This is a genomic window from Mesorhizobium ciceri WSM4083, from assembly GCF_000519305.1.
Lineage (GTDB): Bacteria > Pseudomonadota > Alphaproteobacteria > Rhizobiales > Rhizobiaceae > Mesorhizobium > Mesorhizobium ciceri_B.
This window is the reverse complement of record NZ_JAFG01000006.1, coordinates 322,791-342,999: the sequence shown is the minus strand read 5'-3', so window position 1 is coordinate 342,999 and position 20,209 is coordinate 322,791. Positions and strand designations below refer to the sequence as shown.

The window sequence follows — 20,209 nt, the reverse complement described above, 5'->3', positions numbered from 1 at the left end:
ATTACCCTGTTCATTGTTATCAAACCTTCATCATCCCGAGATGCGCCTGAAACATTGACGCTGGATTTTGGTGGCACCGTTCAAGCCATCCAGGTGACAGCCGTGAACAAGCTTTCGATGACCCGCCGCGCTTTCGTCACTTCCGCCGGCGCCGTTGGCCTGGCCGGCGTTTCGGGCCTGGCGCTGCCCTACTATTCGCGCGCCAATCAGCGGCCGGCCTTCACCCATGGAGTCCAGTCCGGCGATGTCGACGCAATCAGCGGCATGGTGTGGACGCGCACCGACCGCCCGTCGCGCGTCATGTTCGAGGTGTCGTCGACGGAAATTTCGCCAATGCGACGCGCCTGGCGCCGCTCGATACGTCGCCGGCCAGCGACTACACGGTCAAGCGGCTGCTCACCGACCTCGCTTCCGATCAGGACATCTTCTATCGGATGACGGCAGCCGATCTCGCCGACATCAACGCCGTTTCCGAGCCGATCACCGGGCGCTTCAGGACGGCGCCGGCCTCGAAGCGTGACATCCGCTTTGCCTGGTCGGGCGACACCGCCGGCCAGGGCTGGGGCATCGATGAGACCGGCATGAAGACCTACGCCACGATCGGCAAGCACACGCCCGACTTCTTCCTGCATTCGGGCGACACCATCTATGCCGACGGCGCCATGAAGGACGAGGTCGACCTGCCCGGCGGCGGCAAGTGGAAGAACGTCGTGCTGATCGACGGCAAGCGCAAGGTCGCCGAGACGCTGGAAGAGTACCGGGACCAGTGGAAATACAACATGATGGACAGGAACGTGCTCGGCCTGAGCGCCATCTGCCCGACTTTCTACCAGTGGGACGACCATGAAGTGCTGAACAACTGGTCGGATTCGAAGGATCTCAGCGCCGACAACCGCTATACGGAAAAATCCATCCACGTGCTGGCGGCCCGCGCGGCGCGGGCTTTCCACGAGATGACGACGATCCGCTACGAACCTTCCGAGCCCGGCCGCGTCTATCGCAAGATCGCTTATGGGCCGCTGCTCGACGTGTTCTTCCTCGACATGCGCTCCTATCGCGGCCCCAATGGTCCCGACATGCAGGATGAGATGACGCCGCAATCGCGCATGCTGGGCGAGCAGCAGACGAAATGGCTGAAGCGCGAACTGGCGAATTCGAAGGCGACCTGGAAAATCATCGCCGCCGACATGCCGCTCGGCCTCGTCGTCTGGGACGACGGCACCAACAAGGTTGGCGCCGAAGCGTTCAGCAATGGCGACAATGGCTTGCCAAAAGGGCGCGAGCTCGAGATCGCCGACCTGCTGCGCTTCATAAAGAATGCCGGCATCACCAACACCGTCTGGCTCACCGCAGATGTGCATTACACGGCCGCGCATTATTACAACCCGGACAAGGCGCAGTTCCAGGAGTTCAATCCGTTCTGGGAATTCGTTTCGGGTCCGATCCATGCCGGAACGTTCGGGCCGAACGATTTCGACATGACGTTCGGTCCGGAGCTGAAGTTCATCAAGGCGCCGACCGCCGAACAGGGGCAGAACCTGCCGCCCTCGGCCGGGCTGCAATTCTTCGGGCTGGTCGATATTTCAGGCGCCAGCGAGCAGATGACTGTGCGGCTGATGGATCGCGACGACAACGAACTCTACAAGGTGACGCTCGACCCGGTGCGGTCGGCATAAGCGCACTTCTCACCCTCGGCTTGTGGGCCGGCGCGGCGGCTTCGCAAAGCGAAGCTGGCGAGACAGGGCGGGGGTGAAGCGCCGACTAGTCCGGGTAGCAGACCATGGGGATATTCGGCCAGACGGCGCTGTCGCAGTTGGCGCTGACCTGCCTCTGCTTGAAGGCGGCGCTGACCGGGCCGGTCACCACCGGGTCGACGCCGTCGGGCGCGTCGGCGAAAATCTGCTCGGCCTGTGCCTCTGACGGCAAGGCAGGTCGTGATTCCTTCATCGTCGCGGCCGACTGCGCAGCGTTGGCCGCCAGCAGGACGGCGAAGGCAACGGAGGCGATGAGCGGCCAAAATCGGTTGAGTTTATCGGTCATGACGTTCGAACTGTCTGGGCCCCGAAGGGTTCCCGCCTTGGTTAACAAAATCATCTCACACGCAGATGCTTAAGATTTGATGAGTATTTGGTGACGCGCCTCCTCTTTCGCAACTGCGAAAAACCCTGTATGAGCCGCGCAACCGAAAGAGGCAGCGCCTTTTGGCCTGCTGCCTGCAACGCTTCCGAGACCAGAACATGAAAATCCGTAATATCGCGATCATCGCGCACGTCGACCATGGAAAGACCACCCTGGTCGACCAGCTTTTGAAGCAGTCCGGCTCCTTCCGAGACAATCAGCGCGTCGCCGAGCGCGCCATGGATTCCAACGACCTCGAAAAGGAACGCGGCATCACCATCCTGGCCAAGGCGACTTCGGTCGACTGGAAGGATACCCGCATCAACATCGTCGACACCCCCGGCCACGCCGATTTCGGCGGCGAGGTCGAACGCATCCTGTCGATGGTGGACTCAGCCATCGTGCTGGTCGATGCCGCCGAAGGGCCGATGCCGCAGACCAAGTTCGTCGTCGGCAAGGCGCTCAAGGTCGGCCTGAAGCCGATCGTCGTCATCAACAAGATCGACCGTCCGGACGCCCGTCACGTCGAGGTGGTCAACGAGGTGTTCGACCTTTTCGCGGCGCTCGACGCCACCGACGAGCAGCTCGACTTCCCGATTCTGTACGGTTCAGGCCGCGATGGCTGGGTTTCGGAAAATCCGGAGGGACCGAAGGACCAGCAGCTGGGGCCGCTGTTCGACCTCGTCATCAAGCATGTGCCGGAGCCGACCGTTCATCCCGGCCCGTTCCGCATGATCGGCACCATCCTGGAAGCCAATCCGTTCCTCGGCCGCATCATCACCGGCCGCATCGAGAGTGGCACGCTGAAGGCCAACCAGCCGGTCAAGGTGCTGCACCATGACGGTACCCAGATCGAAACCGGCCGTATTTCGAAGATCCTGGCCTTCCGCGGCCTTGAGCGCCAGCCGATCGAAGAAGCGCAGGCGGGCGACATCGTCGCCATTGCCGGCCTGTCGAAGGGCACCGTCGCCGACACGTTCTGCGACCTGAGCGTGAGCGAGCCGCTGCATGCGCAGCCGATCGATCCGCCGACCGTGACGATGTCGTTCCTGGTCAACGACAGTCCGCTGGCCGGCACCGAAGGCGACAAGGTGACCAGCCGCGTCATCCGCGACCGCCTGCTGCGCGAAGCCGAAGGCAATGTCGCGCTGAAGATCGAGGAATCGCCTGACAAGGATTCGTTCTTCGTCTCCGGCCGCGGCGAATTGCAGCTGGCCGTGCTGATCGAGACGATGCGGCGTGAGGGTTTCGAGATTGCCGTGTCGCGTCCGCGCGTCGTCATGCAGAAGGCCGAAAATGGCGACCTGCTCGAGCCGGTCGAAGAAGTCGTCATCGACGTCGACGAGGAGCATGCCGGCGTCGTCGTGCAGAAGATGTCCGAGCGCAAGGCCGAGATGGTCGAACTGCGCCCATCCGGCGGCAATCGCCAGCGCATCGTCTTCCACGCGCCCACCCGTGGCCTGATCGGCTACCAGTCGGAGCTTTTGACCGACACGCGCGGCACCGCCGTGATGAACCGGCTTTTCCATGCCTACGAGCCCTACAAGGGCGAGCTGCCGGGCCGCACCAATGGCGTGCTGATTTCCAACGAACAGGGCGAATCGGTCGCCTATGCCATGTGGAACCTGGAAGATCGCGGCCCGATGGTCATCGATCCGGGCGTCAAGGTGTATCAGGGCATGATCATCGGCATCCATAGCCGCGACAACGATCTTGAAGTGAACGTGCTCAAGGGCAAGAAGCTGACCAACATCCGCGCCGCCGGCAAGGACGAGGCGGTCAAGCTGACGCCGCCGATCCGCATGACGCTGGAACGCGCGCTGGCCTGGATCCAGGACGACGAGCTGGTCGAAGTGACGCCGAAGACCATTCGGCTGCGCAAGCTCTATCTCGATCCGAATGAGCGCAAGCGGTTCGAGAAGTCGTCCAAGGTGGTCGGCGCGGCGTAAGCTCTCTATCTTCTGACAATCGAGAGGGGCGGAGCAACCAGTGTTCCGCCCCTCTTTCGTTCATCCACCGGCAGCCGCGATGATGGCCTGCCGATCGGCCTCGCCGGCCAGATCGATGCGGATCGTGATCCCCGCGCGGGCCGGCTTGCGCAGGGCCTTTGCTCCATCCGGGTCAACGATGAGCAGCCGCTTCTCCTCCAGCGCCTGAAGCCGTGATCGCGAGATGCCGAGTTCGCCGGCGAGCAGCCGGTCGAGTCGCAGCGATGTCGGCATTTCGAGCCCGAGCTGGAGTTCGAGAGCGGTCGCGGTTTCCCTTGTCTCGACGAGCCTGCGCTTGTGAACGCTGACATCGGGGAATTCCTCGACGCGCCCGATCCGGTTGCGCAACGCGATTACATCGAAGGCATGACGGTGAGCGAGTGCAGGATCGTTGCTTTCGAGTGCCGCCAGCAGCGCCGGGTCGATGTCGCGGCGGTTGCAGCGCTCGAAAATGCCGAAATTCCAGGAGTTGTCGCAGTCGATGCAGCGATAGATCAGCCACACGTCGATGCGTTTGCCATTGGCGTTGACGCGGAATTTCCCGCTGCTGCAATAGGCCTTCACGGTGCCGCAGCGGTTGCAGTTGATGAGCGGTCGAGGCGGGGTTTTGGGCGCGATTGCCCAATGGATACGCAGCAGTCCAGACATGCCGATAAGCCCTTCCCGTCGGGAAGTTCATCAGGTCGGCGATGTCGAGATGCCCATGCGGGCGCGGCGTGGCGGTCGCTTGCTATGATCGGAAATCGGATGTCACGGGCGGCAGCGCGCGACAACGGTTCAGCAGTGCCAAACCGGTCTCGAACCGCCGCCCAGAAGAACACATGAAATGAAAACAGACACCGCGAATGCGGTGTCATGCAGTGTGTCGGGGGAGTTGACGAGACCGGCGGTTACGTAGGCAAAGTGACGCTCAAAATTGTTTCGCGGCGGCCTTTCTAGCCGCGACATGCTGGACCGACAAGGGTCTTTTGTCGGTGCTACCGCAGCCGAGCCACTTGCGCTAATATCCGAAATCGAAGGTTTTCAACAGAGACCCGGTTATGCACCCCACCTCGCTCCTGATCTTCGCCGCCGCTTTGTTCGTTGCCGCCGGTTCGCCCGGCCCCTCGATCGCGGCGCTCGTTGCGCGCGTTATCTCGAAAGGGTTTCGCGACGTGTTCCCGTTCCTGCTCGCCATGTGGATCGGCGAGGGCATCTGGCTGTCACTGGCGGTGTTCGGCCTGGCTGTCGTGGCGCAGACCTTCCATTTCGCCTTCGTCGTGGTGAAATGGGTCGGCGTCGCCTATCTCGCTTACCTCGCCTGGAAGATGTGGACCGCGCCTGTCGATGCAAAAGAGGGCGAGATGCCGCGCGAGGATTCGGCGATAAAACTGTTCTTCGCCGGCATGGCGGTGACGCTAGGCAATCCCAAGATCATGATGTTCTATCTGGCGCTGCTGCCGACCATCATCGACCTCGCTTCGGTCAGCATTGTCGGCTGGGTCGAGCTGACGGCGACCATGGCCGTGGTGCTGGTCGCCATCGATCTCGCCTGGGTGCTCGCCGCATCACAGGCGCGCAGGCTTTTGAAGAGCAAACGCGCCATGAAGATCGCCAACCGTGTCAGTGCCACGACCATGGCCGGCGCGGCCGCGGCGATCGCTGCTCGCTGATCTTCCCCTCGCCCCGTTTACGGGGAGAGGGTGGCCCGAAGGGTCGGGTGAGGGGCAGCGCAAAGTTGGCCCTCGATTCACACACGCATCTTCTCCCCGTAAACGGCAGGGGAATCGCATATGAGATTTTTGGCTTGAAGTTGGTTTGAGAAGGGATTCTTTGGGAAGGCAGTCGACCGAGGAGTGACTGCCATTTCCAGCCTTGAGAACTATTTCGGTGCGGTCCCTGATCCGCGCGCTGCCAACGCCACGCACCGGCTTGGCGACTTGATCGTGATGATGATCGCAGCGAGCCTATGTGGCGCGACCAGCGCGACGGAGTTTTCGTTGTTCGCGCAAGAACGCAAACAGGCGCTGTCGCGCTTGATCGACTATGAGGAGGTACCCAGCCACGACACCTTCTCGCGGCTGTTGCGCCTGCTCGATCCGGAGGCCTTCGGACGTGCGTTCGCCGCCTTTGCCGCAGGCTTTGCCCAGGCACGCCAGGGTGTGGTCGCGCTTGATGGCAAGGCGCTGCGACGGGCCTATGAGAAAGGCCTTGCGGCCAGCCCACCCCTGACGGTGTCGGCCTTTGCAAGCCAGACACGGCTATGTCTGGCGGCGGCTACGCCCGGCGATGGAGAGAATGAAGTCGAGGCTGCCCTCAAAGTCGTCGAACTCATTGATGTTACTGGCCGATTGGTCACGGCTGATGCACTCCACTGCCACACGCGCATGGCTCAGGCCATCATTCGGCGCGGCGGCGACTATCTGCTCGCGCTCAAGGGAAACCGCCGGCATTGGTTGGCTCGGGCCAAACAACATATGGCCCAGACCACTCCCGCCATCACTGAGCAGACCGAAACCAGCCATGGCCGCAGCGAATGGCGGCAGGCAGAGGTCGTGGCGGCGCCCGAGCCGATGATGCCTGGGCACAAGGCCCTCATCCGCATCACCAGCCGGCGCGATCAGGCCAAGCCGCTGACGCGCCTGTTCATGGCCTCATCGTTGCTGTCGCCGCAACAGGCGATCGATCTCACCAGAGCCCATTGGCAGATCGAGAACGCACTCCACTGGATGCTTGACGTTCATCTGCACGAGGACCTCAGCCGTGCCCGCAAGGACAATGCTCCCGCCAACACCGCCCTCATCAACCGCATTGCCAGAAATATCCTTCAGGCCGCCGACATCGACAAAGTCCCCATTAGCCACCGCATCAAGAAATGCGCCTGGAATGACGACTATCTCATCCAGGCAATCGCTCATATGCGATAGCCCTGCCGTAAACGGGGAGAAGGAAGCAAATTCACCGTGCCATGGCGTGGTATTCGTCGTTCGGGCGCATGTCGATTGCCGCGGCCACGCGGTTCGACATGTTGAAGAAGGCAGCGGTCGAGGCGATGTCCCAGATGTCGCGATCGGTGAAGCCGGCCTGACGCAGCGCGGCCCGGTCGGCCTCGACGATCTTGGCCGGCTCTTGCGTCAGCTTGACGGCGAATTCGAGCATTGCCGTCTGCCTGGGCGAAAGATCGGCGGCGCGGAAATTCATCACCATCATTTCGCCGAGCGCCGGGTCGCCGGAGAGCTGGCGCACCGCCGCGCCGTGCGCGGTCAGGCAATAATAGCAATGGTTGATCGAGGAGACGGCGACCGCGATCATCTCGCGCTCCAGCTTCGACAGGCCGGACTCAGCCAGCATCAAATCATTGTACATGTCGGTGAAGGCGCGCAGCTTCTTGTCGTCGAAGGCATAGGCCTTGAGCACGTTGGGGACGAGGCCGAGCTTCTCCTCGCATTTGGCGAAATAGGTTTTTGTCGCCTCGCTCAGCTCCCCCTGGCCAAGGTCAAGCGCGCTGATTTTGCCGGTCATGGGTCATTTCTCCTCATCGAGCGGTGCCTTGTCACCGAATTCCGATAATTCTTGGCAAGCCGTCAAACCTTTGTCGCCAAATACCGGTCATCTGCTACGATAGTCGTAAAAGCATTCGACGGGAGGAAATAGCGTCATGGCCAGCGTGAAATCCGCGAGCAAGCCGAAGAAAAAAGCCACGGCAGCGATCAAAGCGGAGGAAAGGCCAGCCAGGCTTGCAGACTATCTGCTCGCCCGCGCGCCAGCTGAAGACATTGCTCCCTACGATGTGGCCGACCTGGAGCGGGCTGCCGATCTCGCCGGCCAGGCAGTCGCCATTCACAGGAAAGGCGAGTGCGTCGTCGCCGTCGATGCCGATTCGGGCGTTGTGCGAGACGGCCGCCCGATGACGGTTGTCACGGTCGTCAACGACAACATGCCGTTCCTGTTCGATTCCATCCTCGGCGAGATCACCGAGACATCGGGCGAACCGACCCTGGTCACCCATCCGGTTATTGTGGTTCGCCACGGCAAGGGCGGCGTGGAAGAAATCCTCGGCGACGGCAATTTCGCCAAGGACGATGGCAGCCACGACCGGCTTAGCGTCATCCATGTCCACATCCCGCGGCTGACATCCGAGCAGGCGAGCGGATTGAGCGAGCGGCTGCGCAAGATCCTTGGCCAGGTTCATGCCGCCGTTCACGACTGGAGGCCGATGCTGGCCCGCCTCGATCAGGCGATCTCGGAATTCCGCTATACGGCCGTGCCGCTCGACAAGAAGAGCGTTGCCGAGGCCCTCGCCTTCCTGGAGTGGCTGCGCGACGACAATTTCACCTTCCTTGGCATGCGCGAGTTCAAATACACCGGCGGCGAGGAAAGCGGCACGCTGGAGCGCGCTGAAAAGCCTGGCCTCGGCATCCTGTCCGACCCCGACGTGCTGGTGCTCAGGCGCGGCACCGAAGCGGTGACGACGACGCCGGAGATCCGCGCTTTCCTGCATGGGCCGGAGCCGCTGATCGTCACCAAGGCCAATGCCAAATCTTCCGTGCACCGTCGCATCTATCTCGACTATATCGGGGTCAAGACCTACACCGCCAAGGGCACGCTTGCGGGCGAATTGCGCATCGTCGGCCTGTTCACCTCGACCGCCTACACGCGCTCGGTGATGAAGATCCCGTATCTCAGGTCCAAGGCCGAAACCATCATCGCCAAGTCCGGCTTCGACCGGCACGATCACTCCGGCAAGGCGCTGATCAACGTGCTGGAAAGCTATCCGCGCGACGAGCTGTTCCAGGTGCCGGTGCCGATCCTGAGGAAGCACGCCGCCGCCATTCTGGGCCTGGTCGAGCGGCCGCGCGTGCGGGCGCTGGTGCGCGCCGACCAGTTCGACCGTTTCGTCTCGATCCTCGTCTTCGTGCCGCGCGACCGTTACGACAGCGTGGTGCGCGAGAAGATCGGCTCGTATCTGAAGACCGTGTTCGAAGGCCGGCTGTCGGCCTATTACCCGGCCTTCCCCGAGGGCGGGCTGGCGCGCGTGCACTTCATCATCGGCCGCTCAGGCGGCAAGACGCCGAAGGTCGAGCAAGCGACGATCGAGGCGGCGATCCGCGACATCGTGCGCACCTGGGAGGACGCCCTTTCCGATGCGGCCGAGGCCAGTGGCGGCGACCAGGCTTTGAAGGCGATCGCCGCGCGGCTGCCGGAAAGCTACCGCGATTCGTTCAGCGCGGCTGTGGCGCTAGCCGACGCCGGGCGCATAGCCAAGATCAGCGCCGGCAATCCGATCGCCATCGACTATTATCGCCATGCCGAGCAGAAGCCGCACCAGGCGGCGCTGAAGATCTATCACCATGGCAGCCCGGTGGCGCTGTCGCGCCGCGTGCCGGTGCTGGAAAACATCGGCTTCCGAGTCATCAGCGAACGCACCTTCGAGGTCGGCGACGACCAGTCCAGCTTAGTCTTCATCCACGACATGGAACTGGAGAACAGCTACGGCAAGCCGATCGACCTGACCGATGGCGGCGCGCTGTTCGAGGACGCTTTCCTCTCCGTCTGGCGCGGCGACGTCGACAATGACGGCTACAATGGCCTCGCCCAGACCGCCGGCCTGTGGTCTGGCGAGATCACCATCCTGCGCGCCTATGGCCGCTATTTGCAGCAGGTGGGCATTCCGCAAAGCCAGGATTTCATCGCCGCCGCGCTCAACCGCTATCCCGACATAGCGCGTGGCCTGCATGGGCTGTTCATCGCCCGGCTTGGCCCGACGGCCGAGAGCGAAGGCGTGGTGGCGGCAAAGCATCTCAAGGCCAAGATCAAGGATGCGCTGGAAGACGTTCCCAACATCGACGACGACACGATCTTCCGGCGCTATCTCAATCTGATCGAAGCCTCGCTGCGCACCAATCATTTCGTTGCCGATACGAAAGAAAAGGGCCAATCGCTGGCGATCAAGCTGGACTCGCACGCGGTCGAGGGCTTGCCGGCGCCGCGGCCGTGGCGGGAGATTTTCGTCTACGGTTCCGAGGTCGAAGGCCTGCATCTGCGCTTCGGCCCGGTGGCGCGCGGTGGCCTGCGCTGGTCCGACCGCGCCCAGGACTACCGCACCGAGGTGCTCGGCCTGGTCAAGGCACAGCAGGTCAAGAATGCCGTCATCGTGCCGGTCGGCGCCAAGGGCGGCTTCTATCCGAAGAAGCTGCCAATGAGCGCCGGTCGCGACACGATCTTCGAGGCCGGCACCTCGGCCTACAAGAATTTCGTCTCCAGCCTGCTGTCGATCACCGACAATATCGGTCTCGACGGTGTCATCCCGCCGGCCGGCGTCATCAGACGCGACCCGGACGATCCGTATTTCGTCGTTGCCGCCGACAAGGGCACGGCGACCTTCTCCGACACCGCCAACGCGATCTCGGAGAAGCACGGCTTCTGGCTCGACGACGCCTTCGCCAGCGGCGGCTCGGCCGGCTATGACCACAAAAAGATGGGCATCACCGCCAAGGGCGCCTGGGAAGCGGTCAAGCGGCATTTCCGCGAGATCAACCGCGATATCCAGACCTCGTCCTTCAGCGTCGTCGGGGTTGGCGACATGTCGGGCGACGTGTTCGGCAACGGCATGCTTTTGTCGCCGAAAACCCGGCTGATCGCCGCCTTCGACCATCGCGACATCTTCATCGACCCCGATCCCGACATGGCAGCCTCGATGGCCGAGCGCGAGCGCATGTTCGCTCTCGCCCGTTCGAGCTGGCAGGACTACGACAAGACGAAACTGTCGGAAGGCGGCATCATCGTCTCGCGCAACCAGAAATCGATCACCTTGCCGGCGGCGTCGGCGGCGGCGATCGGCCTAGCCAAGACCACCGCCACGCCGGTCGAGATCATGACCGCCATCCTCAAGGCGCCGGTCGATCTTCTGTGGTTCGGCGGCATCGGCACGTATTTGCGGGCATCGACCGAGACCAACGCCGAGGTCGGCGACCGCGCCAACGATGCCATCCGCATCACCGCGCTCGATGTCCGGGCGAAAGTGATTGGCGAGGGCGCCAATCTCGGCGTCACGCAGCGGGCGCGCATCGAGTTCGGCTTGAATGGCGGCCGCTGCAATTCCGACGCCATCGACAATTCGGGCGGCGTCAACTGCTCCGACGTCGAGGTCAACATCAAGATCGCGCTGGCGTCCGCCATGCGCAAGGGATCGTTGACGCGCCCGGCGCGCAACAAGCTGCTGGCCGAGATGACCGACGAGGTCGGCTCGCTGGTGCTGTCCAACAACTACCAGCAGACGCTGGCGCTTTCGATCGCCCGCAAGCGCGGCCTCGCCGACATCGCGCATCAGAGCCGCTTCATGACGGCGCTGGAGGCGCGTGGCCTGCTCGACCGCGCGGTGGAGACGCTGCCATCGCCGGCAGCGCTCGCCGAGCGCGAAGCGCGTGGCGAACCGCTGACCAGAGCCGAACTCGGCGTGCTGCTCGCCTATGCCAAGATCGTGCTGTTTTCCGACATCGTCGCCAGCGACGTGCCTGACGACGCGCATTTCGACCGCGACCTGATGGGCTATTTCCCCGACCGGATGGCGAAGAAATACGCCGCAGAGATCCACGGCCACAGGCTGCGCCGCGAGATCATCACGCGCGTCGTCGCCAACGATCTGGTCAATCGCGGCGGCCCGTCCTTCGTCAACCGGCTGCAGGAAGCCACGGGGCGCTCCGCCGCCGACGTGGTGCGGACCTTCGCGATGGTGCGCGACGGTTTTGCCTTGCCGGCGCTCTATCGCGAGATCGACGCGCTCGACAACCAGATCGACGGCCAGGTGCAACTCGATCTCTATCAGATGGTCAGCCGGCTGATCTACGTGACCAGCGGCTGGTATCTCAAGAACGATGCCGGCACGGCACCCCTCGGCCAGCGCATCGCCGAGTTGCAGGAAGCACGCAAGGCGCTGGAACCCAAGCTCGTTTCGCTGCTGCCGGCTTTCTCGCGCGAGCGCATCGAGGAGAAGCGGCACGGGCTGTTCAAGAGCGGCGCGCCGGAAGGGCTGGCCGGGCAACTGGCGCTGAGCGAGGTGGCGGAACTCATCCCCGACATCGCGCTGACGGCGCGCACCGCCGGCGCCGACATCGTCGCCGCGGCCAAGGCGTTCTTCGCCGTCAGCGATGCCTTCCGCATCCCGCGTGTCGAGGACGCCGCCCGCTCGATCACACCTTCGGACTACTATGATCAGCTGGCACTGTCGCGCGCCACCGACACGATCGGCGCGGCACGGCGCGGTATAGCGGTGGCGGCACTGACAGGCCACACCGGGACGGCGGACCCGGTGGCGGCCTGGCTGGACGCCGGCGGCGAGCGGGTGGCGCGCATCCGCGAGCGGCTGCAGGCGCTGACCGAGGGCGGCGAGATCACCGTGTCGCGGCTGTCGGTGGCGTCGGGGCTGATGACAGACCTGACGGGGATGTGAACCGTCGACGATCACCACACGCATCATTGGATGCGTGTGGCCCTTTTCGAATGCCATCGGCTTCGAAACCAGCGTTCAGCAAGCTCACCAGGAATGTTTGAGCGTGCCGACGATTTTCAGCCGGTCGCCGTAGAATTCGGTCCCGTAATAGCTGGTTGTCAAATACTTCCGGTCGAACAGGTTCGTTGCATTCAAGGCCAACGTCACGTCCTTGGTCATCTTGTAGCTGATCGCCGCATCCACCAGTGCGTAGCCGCCAATCGAAACCGTGTTCGCGTCATCTCCGTAGGTTTGCCCGATATAGCGCACGCCGCCGCCGATGGTCAGGTCGCCACGCCGTCCTTCCTCGGGAAGCGTATAATCGACCCAGGCCGAAGCCAGGTGGCGAGGGACACGCTGCGGCCGATTGCCGGCATTCCCGCCAATGCCGTCTTCCAGGATTTCGGCATCCCAGTAGGAATAGGCAAGCGTCAGGTTCAGATTTTCCGCGATGGCGGCCTTGCCCTCGAGTTCGATGCCGCGGACGCCAACCTTGCCGATCTGCTGCTGGACAACAGGCGTGACATAGGTCGGAACATTGGTTTGGGTAAGGTCGAAGACCGCGGCCGTGAACAGGCCGTCGAAGCCGTCGGGCTTGTACTTGATGCCTGCCTCATACTGCTTGCCTTCTTGAGGCTTCAGCGAACCCGAGACCGCATATCCGTTGGCGCTCGGCGCCACGAGCGGCTGGAAGCTTTCCGAATAGTTGGCGTAGACCGCGAGGTTCGGGGTGAACTTGTAGGTCAGGCCGGCGCGCTTGGTGAAGGCGGATGCGGTGTCGTCGTCCTGCGTTCCCGAGTCGAGATAGTCCGCTGTCGTATGGACGCGGTCCCAGCGCCCGCCCAGGGTGGCGATCCAGCGGTCGTCAAAGGTCAATTGCTCCTGGGCATAGACACCGACCGCCTGCTGCTTGACCCGCCAGTTCACGTAGGGGCCGAGATTGATGCAGGACAGACCGCAATAGGTCGGATTGTCGATGTCGATGGGGCCGGCGGTGCCCAAGAGGATGTTTTCACGGGTGTTGTCGTTGGCGTAGTCGACGCCGACGAGCGTCTTGCTGTCGATCCCGTCCCAGCCCGTATCGTATTGCAACTGATTGTCGAAGGCATAGCGGTTGGACAGGCCCTCGACCGAAAATGCCGTGCGGTCCGCCGTGGGGTCAAGCGACGCGCCGTAGACCTCGGCGTAGTCGAGGCTCAAATGCGTGTAGCGGGCGTTGGAGCGGAAGGTGAGATTCTCGTTGAACTCGTGCTCGAACTGGTAGCCGATATCGACCTGCTCGGTGTTGAAGCGGTTGAAATCCGGCTCGCCCAGGAATGTGCCGATGTCGATATTGCCACCAGCCGGGGTGCCGCGTGCGCCAGTGCCATCTCGCTTGTAATAGTCGGTCAGGATGGTGAGCGACGTTCCTTCCTCGGGCTTGATGGTCAACGCTGGCGCGATGTAAAGCCGATCGTCGTTGGAATAATCCAACCCTTGATCGCCATCCTTGGCCAGTCCGGTGAGCCGATATGTCCACACGCCATCGGGGTCGATCGGCCCGCCAAAATCAACGCCAACCTCCTTGGTGCCGTCACCATAGGACGTGTAAATCTCCCCCTGCTTCTGGTCCAGCGGCCGCTTGGTGATGGCATTGACCAGTCCGCCAGGACCGTTGAGACCAAAAAGCGTCGATGTCGATCCCTTCAGGACCTCCACGCGCTGAAGCCCGTAAGGTTCGAGACGGCTGGCCGTGAACCAGGCGGGGATGCGCGCCGTGAGACCATCGCGATAAGTGCCGAGCGATGTCTGGTCGAAACCGCGGATACGAATATAGTCGTATCGGTCATCGTTGCCGAACTCGTCGGTGAGGACGCTGGATGTATAGGCCACGGCCTGCTGCAGGCTTTCGACATGGCGCGCCTCCAGTTCCTTCTGGGTTACCACTGAAACCGAGGCGGGAACGTCGACGATCGGCGTATCGGTCTTGGTGGCGGTCGCCGTATCCTTGGCGACGATCGTTTGATCGGGCCCGACAAGGCGGTCCGACTTGCCGGTGACGACGATCGTTTCCAGTTGAGTTGCATCGTCCGGCGAAACGTCCTGGGCCTGGGCGGCCCCCACCACCCCAAAAGATGCCGTTATCAAGGCACTGCTCGCAATCAATCGCTTTGCCTGAGTGCGCAACAATGCCTGTCGATCAATCGTCATCTGTTATTCCCTGTCAGACCAATAGCGAGCAGTTCGACCGGTCACCTTTCCGGTCCTGCGCGAGCGCAATAAGTCAAAGCGGACAAAAATAGTCAACTTAATAATCAGGAAATCCGCGCCGGCGGCAATCGCCGCGAAGCAGGGGGTGGAGGACGGCGCCAGACCTTCGGTCCGACTCCCCCCACGAGAAAAATAAGGGCTTGGCCCCGCGTCGCGGACGAAAGCCAAATGCTGGGTTTTCGAATAACAAACGCCCGGCAGGGGTAGAGGACGGCACCAAGCTTCGTTCATTGCATGAGCGCATGAAACATGCAGACATGGCGCCCGATACGGAACGGTGCCCCGGGGGATCATGATGACGGTAGAGACAGTGCAGCGTGCGTCCGGGCGCGGCATCTGGGGATGGATGTTGTTCGACTGGGCGGCGCAGCCGTTCTTCACCGTCGTCACCACCTTTATCTTCGGGCCTTACTTCGTGTCGCGGATGGCGAGCGATCCGGAAACCGGCCAGGCGGCCTGGGGCTACGGCATTGCTGCGGCCGGCCTTGTCATCGCCGTGCTGTCGCCGATACTCGGCTCGATCGCCGACCAGACCGGACCGCGCAAGCCGTGGATCGCATTCTTTGCCGCGGTCAAGATCACCTGCCTTTGCATGCTTTGGTTCGCGGCCCCCGGTTCGAACCTTTTCATGGTCGTGTTCTTCTTCTCCCTGGCGTCGGTGGCGGCGGAGTTTTCGACCGTGTTCAACGATTCGATGATGCCGCGCCTGGTGCCGAAGAGCGAGATCGGCAGGATCTCCAACATGGCCTGGGGCCTTGGCTATCTCGGCGGCATGATCGCGCTGATCTTCGTCGTCGCCTGCCTGGCCGGCTCGCCGGAGACCGGCAAGACGATCATCGGTATCGAGCCGCTGTTCGGCCTCGACCCGAAGCTCGGCGAGGACGCACGAGCCACCGGGCCACTGTCGGCTGGCTGGTACTTCCTGTTCATCCTGCCGATGTTCTTTTTCACCCCCGACGCCATCAAGGGCCTGCCGATCGGTCCGGCTGTGCGAGAGGGGCTGGCGGAGCTGAAAGTGACATTGGGCGAGGTGCGCAAGCGCAGCGGTATCTTCCGCTTCCTGGTCGCCCGCATGATCTATCAGGACGGCGTCAACGCGCTGCTGGCGTTGGGTGGCACTTTCGCAGCAGCGATGTTCCACTGGTCGATCACCGAAATCGGTATTTTCGGCATCATTCTCAACGTCGTCGCCATCTTCGGCTGCCTGGTTGCAGCCCGTCTCGACACGGCGCTTGGCTCAAAAACCATCGTCATGATCTCGCTGGTCCTGCTCAGCATCGCCACGATCGGCATCGTCTCGACCGGACCGGGCTATACTTTGTTCGGCCTCTGGATGATGCCTGGACCGGACAGCGGCGGCCTGTTCGGCACGGCAGCGGAAAAGGCCTACATCTTCTTCGGCCTGTTGATCGGTGTGGCTTTCGGGCCGGTGCAGGCGTCGTCGCGATCCTACATGGCGCGCAGCGTCACGGCGGCAGAATCCGGCCGCTATTTCGGCATTTATGCGCTGGCCGGGCGGGCGACCAGTTTCCTGGCGCCATTCATGGTCGCGTCCGTCACCCTGGCCAGCGGCTCGGCGCGGCTCGGCATGGCGGTGATCGTGCTGTTCCTCGGGATCGGCATGGCGATCCTGGTCAAGACGCCCTATCCGGCGGACCGGCCGGTGGAATGAGAGACGTTCGATAATTCTACTCCGCTGGCCGCCTGACGCAGGTTTCTGCGCTTCCGGTGCTCACGGACTTGAATGTCCGCTCCGCTCCGGTTCTCGAAACCCACGCCATCCGACTCAGCGGAGCGAATTCTCAGAACGCCTCTGTGTCGGCGCTCAATGCCTGAAATGCCTGACGCCCGTAAACACCATGGCGATGCCGTGCTCGTCGGCGGCGGCGATGACGTCCTTGTCGTTCATCGAACCGCCCGGCTGGATGACGGCGGTGGCGCCGGCGGCGATCGCCGACAGCAATCCGTCGGCGAAGGGGAAGAAGGCGTCGGAGGCGACGACCGAGCCCTTGGTCAGCGGTTCGGCAAGGCCGGCGGCCTCGGCGGCGTCGAGTGCCTTGCGGGCGGCAATGCGCGAGGAGTCGACCCGGCTCATCTGGCCGGCGCCGATGCCGACGGTGGCGCCGTCCCTGACATAGACGATGGCGTTGGACTTGACGTGCTTGGCGATGCGGAAGGCGAATTTCAGGTCGGCCATTTCGGCCGGCGTCGGCGCCCGCGTGGTCACCACTTTCAGTTCGAGGTCGTCGACGACGGCGTTGTCCCGGCCCTGGATGAGCAGGCCGCCGGCGACGGATTTGACCGTCGTGCCCGGCGTGCGCGGGTCCGGCAGCCCACCGGTGACCAGCAGGCGCAAATTCTTCTTCGCCGCCACGATGGCCGCTGCCTCATCGGTGGCGCCGGGCGCGATAATCACCTCGGTGAAGGTCTTGACGATCTCTTCGGCCGCCTCGGCGTCGAGGATGCGGTTCACGGCGATGATGCCGCCGAAGGCCGAGACCGGGTCGCAGGCCAGCGCCTTGGCGTAGGCGGCTTTCAGCGAGGCGCCTTCGGCAACGCCGCACGGATTGGCGTGCTTGATGATGGCGACGGCGGCGGAAAGGTCGGGGTCGAACTCGCCGACCAGTTCGAAGGCGGCGTCGGTGTCGTTGATGTTGTTGTAGGACAGCTGCTTGCCCTGCAGCTGACGCGCCGTGGCGACGCCCGGCCGCTTGTCGCCGTTGACGTAGAAGCCGGCGCTCTGATGCGGGTTCTCGCCATAGCGCATCACCTCGACCAGCCTGCCGCCAAAGGCGCGCCATGTCGGGTGTTCGATCTCGAGCGCTTCGGCGAACCAGCCGGAGATCGCCGCGTCATAGCTGGCGGTGCGGGCAAAGGCCTTGGCCGCCAGCTTCTTGCGGAAATCCAGCGACAGCGAGCCGATGTTCATCTCCAGCGCATTCAGCACCGGGGCGTAATCGCCGGGGTCGGTGACGATGGCGACATAGGCGTGGTTCTTGGCCGAGGCGCGGATCATCGCCGGGCCGCCAATGTCGATGTTCTCGACGATCGACGCGTAGTCGGCGCCGGAGCGGCGGACCTCCTCGAACGGATAGAGATTGGAGACGACGAGATCGATAGGCTCGATGCCGTATTTGCGCATTGCCGCGGAATGCTCCGGATCGTCGCGCACGCCAAGCAGCGCGCCATGCACGCCGGGATGCAGGGTCTTGACGCGGCCGTCCATGATCTCGGGGAAACCGGTGAGCTCGGAGACGTCGCGCACCGGAAGGCCCGCGTCAGCGATCGCCTTTGCCGTGCCGCCGGTCGAGACCAGCTCGACACCGGCTGCTGCCAGCGCTTTGGCGAAATCGATGAGGCCGGTCTTGTCGAAAACGGAGAGCAGGGCGCGACGCACGGGAACAAGGTCTGGTGCGGGAATGTTCTTGGCGGCGACGGCCATGGGCTGGCGGCCTTTCACGACTGGTGTGATGGATGCCGCGCCCGTAGCACATGCCGCCCGGAAATCAAACCGGCGGTCAGGTAGGTCAGTTGTTTTCCGGATAACCGGCGATGCTGGTGCGGGTCAGCTGCCAGTGGACTTCGGCGACTTCCGAGGCCTTGAAGGCAAGCACGATCTGGCGGCTGCGGCGCGGGCCGCCAAGCCCGGCGAAATAGATCGATTCCTCGACCTCCGGCACCACTTCGGCTGCTGTGAACACCCAGGTGTCGGCCTGATCAGCAGCCAGCACCAGGCGATCATGCTCGTCCTGCAAAAGGTTGACGTCGGGGTGGACGTGGAAGCGGACGGTGACGAAGTCGCGGCCATTGTTGCGGATCGCCGCATTGCCGGGCCGCTGGAAGCGGTCGCGGCCGGCCAGCACATTGCCGTTCGACGACAGCTTCAGCTCGCGCTCATGCAGGAAGCCGAAGCGCGGGACATAGCCGTCATGGCGGGCAATGAAGCCCTGAACACCCTTCTGGTCGGTGCGCTTGCACTGCACATGCTGCGGGCCGCCGATCAGCGGCGAACCGAGCAGGTCGTTGACGCGCAACGAATGGCTGAAGCGCGCCGACGAGGTGTCGTTGATGGTGGCGGTCGAGTGCGCGGCGGTGGCACGCGCCAGCGGCCGGAATTCAGCCGCGCCATAGGTGTCGATGCCGGCATTGACGATGTAGTGCTGGCGGCCGGACGACAGTTCGAAGGCAAGGCAGCTGGCGTGTGCGGCGTTGGACACATCGACCGGCGGCGGCGGGCCGGTGTCGGCGATGACCGTGGTGCCGCCCATCGACAGGCGCTCATAGCCGGAATGCGGCGCATGCAGCAGCGGCGCGCCGGCGGTGTCGTCGTGGCGCAGAATGGTGGCGATGCGGTCGTGGATGGTGGCGCCCATGCCGTTGAAGCGGGCGAGGCTGCCATCCTGATGGCGAAAGAAGCGCAGCGCCGGCAGCATGCGGTCGATGGCGCCGATCAGCGCCTGCGGCGGCGTTTCCGCCTGGTTGGCATAGGTCTGGCGCAGCGGCAGAAGGTCGGCGAGGATTTCCAGGACGACCATCGGATTGCGCGAAATGTGCCCGCCATCGGCGAGGATCTGGCGGTCGAGTTCCTCGGCAAGGTTGCGGGTCGCGCCACGCAGCGCCGATGCCGGCGCCGGCAGGGACAAGGCAGCGAAGGCGAGCGCGATGCGGGCCCGCAGCCTGTCCTTGCCGTCGGGCATTTCGCGCGCCATCGACCGGAGGTAGCGGATCTGGATGGCAACCGATTTCAGGAAGGCGCGGTAGAAAGGGAATTCGGCGCCCTGCAGCACGACGGAGGAGTGCTGCAACCAGGCGATGATGCGCTTGGCCGTCGTGCCGGGCTCCCAGGCGATGCCGGAAATATGGCTGCCATGCATGGTGATCCAGTCGGAGACCAGGGCGCGGGCATTGGCGGCGGCAAGCTCGGTGCCGGCGGCGCGCATATGGCGCAGCCAGCGAAAGCCGTGCAGCGTCTTCTGCCAGCCGTGATTGGGCACGTTGATCTGGAAAGGCGACTTGCCGCCGGTCTCGACCAGATGCCCCGACAGAGGATAGCGGCCGTAATAGATCTCGAGTGCGATCTGCGGGTCGGCGAGGCGCAGGTCCGGCGGTGCGATCAGCACACGTTCCGGCGTGCGGCCGGAATAGCGCCAGCGATAGACAGGCCCGGCGCGCAGGCGCCGGCGCGTTTTGCGCCAGAACTCCTTCGCGACAAGCGTCCACAGACGCGTCGTGCTGCTGGCAGCAAGTGCCAAAACCCCTCCTGATCGTCCTCTACCCCGGCGCCGAGTCTACATGATTGCACGATTCGTGCGAAGGCGAATTCCACGAGCCCGGGCCGGTTCACCTGGTTTTGCCCCCGATCCTACCCAAAAAAGTCAGTAAACCG

General features: G+C 63.5%; 11 protein-coding genes and 1 pseudogene. 6 read left to right on the top strand and 6 right to left on the bottom strand.

The annotated features are described in order from the left end of the window. Positions 1 to 117: 117 nt before the first annotated feature. Positions 118 to 1,676, top strand: a pseudogene (locus MESCI2_RS01000000134710) (alkaline phosphatase D family protein). An 85-nt stretch (positions 1,677 to 1,761) separates the two neighbouring features. Here the strand turns inward: MESCI2_RS01000000134710 and MESCI2_RS0115035 are convergent. Then, on the bottom strand, positions 1,762 to 2,040 hold the full coding sequence (locus tag MESCI2_RS0115035; RefSeq protein ID WP_245270339.1) for a hypothetical protein: 279 nt from the start codon (positions 2,038 to 2,040) through the stop codon (positions 1,762 to 1,764). Positions 2,041 to 2,237: 197 nt separating this feature from the next. Here MESCI2_RS0115035 and typA point away from each other — a divergent pair, with 197 nt between their 5' ends. Next, positions 2,238 to 4,067, top strand: a complete 1,830-nt coding sequence (gene typA / locus MESCI2_RS0115030; protein WP_027037307.1) for a translational GTPase TypA — start codon at positions 2,238 to 2,240, stop codon at positions 4,065 to 4,067. A 60-nt stretch (positions 4,068 to 4,127) separates the two neighbouring features. Here typA and MESCI2_RS0115025 read toward each other — a convergent pair whose 3' ends face one another. Next, positions 4,128 to 4,754, bottom strand: coding sequence for a DUF1062 domain-containing protein (locus MESCI2_RS0115025; protein WP_027037306.1), 627 nt, complete (start codon positions 4,752 to 4,754; stop codon positions 4,128 to 4,130). 392 nt (positions 4,755 to 5,146) lie between these two features. On the opposite strand from MESCI2_RS0115025, the gene MESCI2_RS0115020 reads away from it, so the two are divergent. Beyond that, the gene (locus tag MESCI2_RS0115020) at positions 5,147 to 5,758 is read left to right on the top strand and encodes a LysE family translocator (RefSeq protein ID WP_027037305.1); all 612 of its coding nucleotides are present in this window, start codon (positions 5,147 to 5,149) and stop codon (positions 5,756 to 5,758) included. 183 nt (positions 5,759 to 5,941) lie between these two features. Beyond that, positions 5,942 to 7,012, top strand: a complete 1,071-nt coding sequence (locus MESCI2_RS0115015; RefSeq protein ID WP_245270338.1) for an ISAs1 family transposase — start codon at positions 5,942 to 5,944, stop codon at positions 7,010 to 7,012. Positions 7,013 to 7,043: 31 nt separating this feature from the next. Here MESCI2_RS0115015 and MESCI2_RS0115010 read toward each other — a convergent pair whose 3' ends face one another. Further along, positions 7,044 to 7,607 (bottom strand): peroxidase-related enzyme, encoded by a 564-nt coding sequence (locus MESCI2_RS0115010; RefSeq protein WP_027037303.1) that lies wholly within the window; start codon positions 7,605 to 7,607, stop codon positions 7,044 to 7,046. Positions 7,608 to 7,743: 136 nt separating this feature from the next. On the opposite strand from MESCI2_RS0115010, the gene MESCI2_RS0115005 reads away from it, so the two are divergent. Continuing rightward, on the top strand, positions 7,744 to 12,534 hold the full coding sequence (locus tag MESCI2_RS0115005) for an NAD-glutamate dehydrogenase (RefSeq protein ID WP_027037302.1): 4,791 nt from the start codon (positions 7,744 to 7,746) through the stop codon (positions 12,532 to 12,534). 84 nt (positions 12,535 to 12,618) lie between these two features. On the opposite strand, the gene MESCI2_RS0115000 is transcribed toward MESCI2_RS0115005, so the two are convergent. After that, positions 12,619 to 14,763 carry a TonB-dependent siderophore receptor gene (locus tag MESCI2_RS0115000; RefSeq protein ID WP_027037301.1) on the bottom strand — a complete coding sequence of 715 codons (2,145 nt, stop codon included), beginning with the start codon at positions 14,761 to 14,763 and terminating at the stop codon, positions 12,619 to 12,621. Positions 14,764 to 15,118: 355 nt separating this feature from the next. Here MESCI2_RS0115000 and MESCI2_RS0114995 point away from each other — a divergent pair, with 355 nt between their 5' ends. Continuing rightward, positions 15,119 to 16,495 (top strand): MFS transporter, encoded by a 1,377-nt coding sequence (locus MESCI2_RS0114995; RefSeq protein ID WP_027037300.1) that lies wholly within the window; start codon positions 15,119 to 15,121, stop codon positions 16,493 to 16,495. A gap of 153 nt (positions 16,496 to 16,648) precedes the next feature. On the opposite strand, the gene purH is transcribed toward MESCI2_RS0114995, so the two are convergent. Both purH and MESCI2_RS0114985 read right to left on the bottom strand, forming a co-directional pair. Then, complete coding sequence (gene purH, locus MESCI2_RS0114990) at positions 16,649 to 18,265, bottom strand: bifunctional phosphoribosylaminoimidazolecarboxamide formyltransferase/IMP cyclohydrolase (protein ID WP_027037299.1); 1,617 nt, start codon at positions 18,263 to 18,265, stop codon at positions 16,649 to 16,651. A gap of 85 nt (positions 18,266 to 18,350) precedes the next feature. Continuing rightward, entirely contained in the window at positions 18,351 to 20,075 is a 1,725-nt protein-coding gene (locus tag MESCI2_RS0114985) for a heparinase II/III family protein (protein ID WP_027037298.1), read from the bottom strand. Between the last annotated feature and the right edge of the window lie 134 nt (positions 20,076 to 20,209).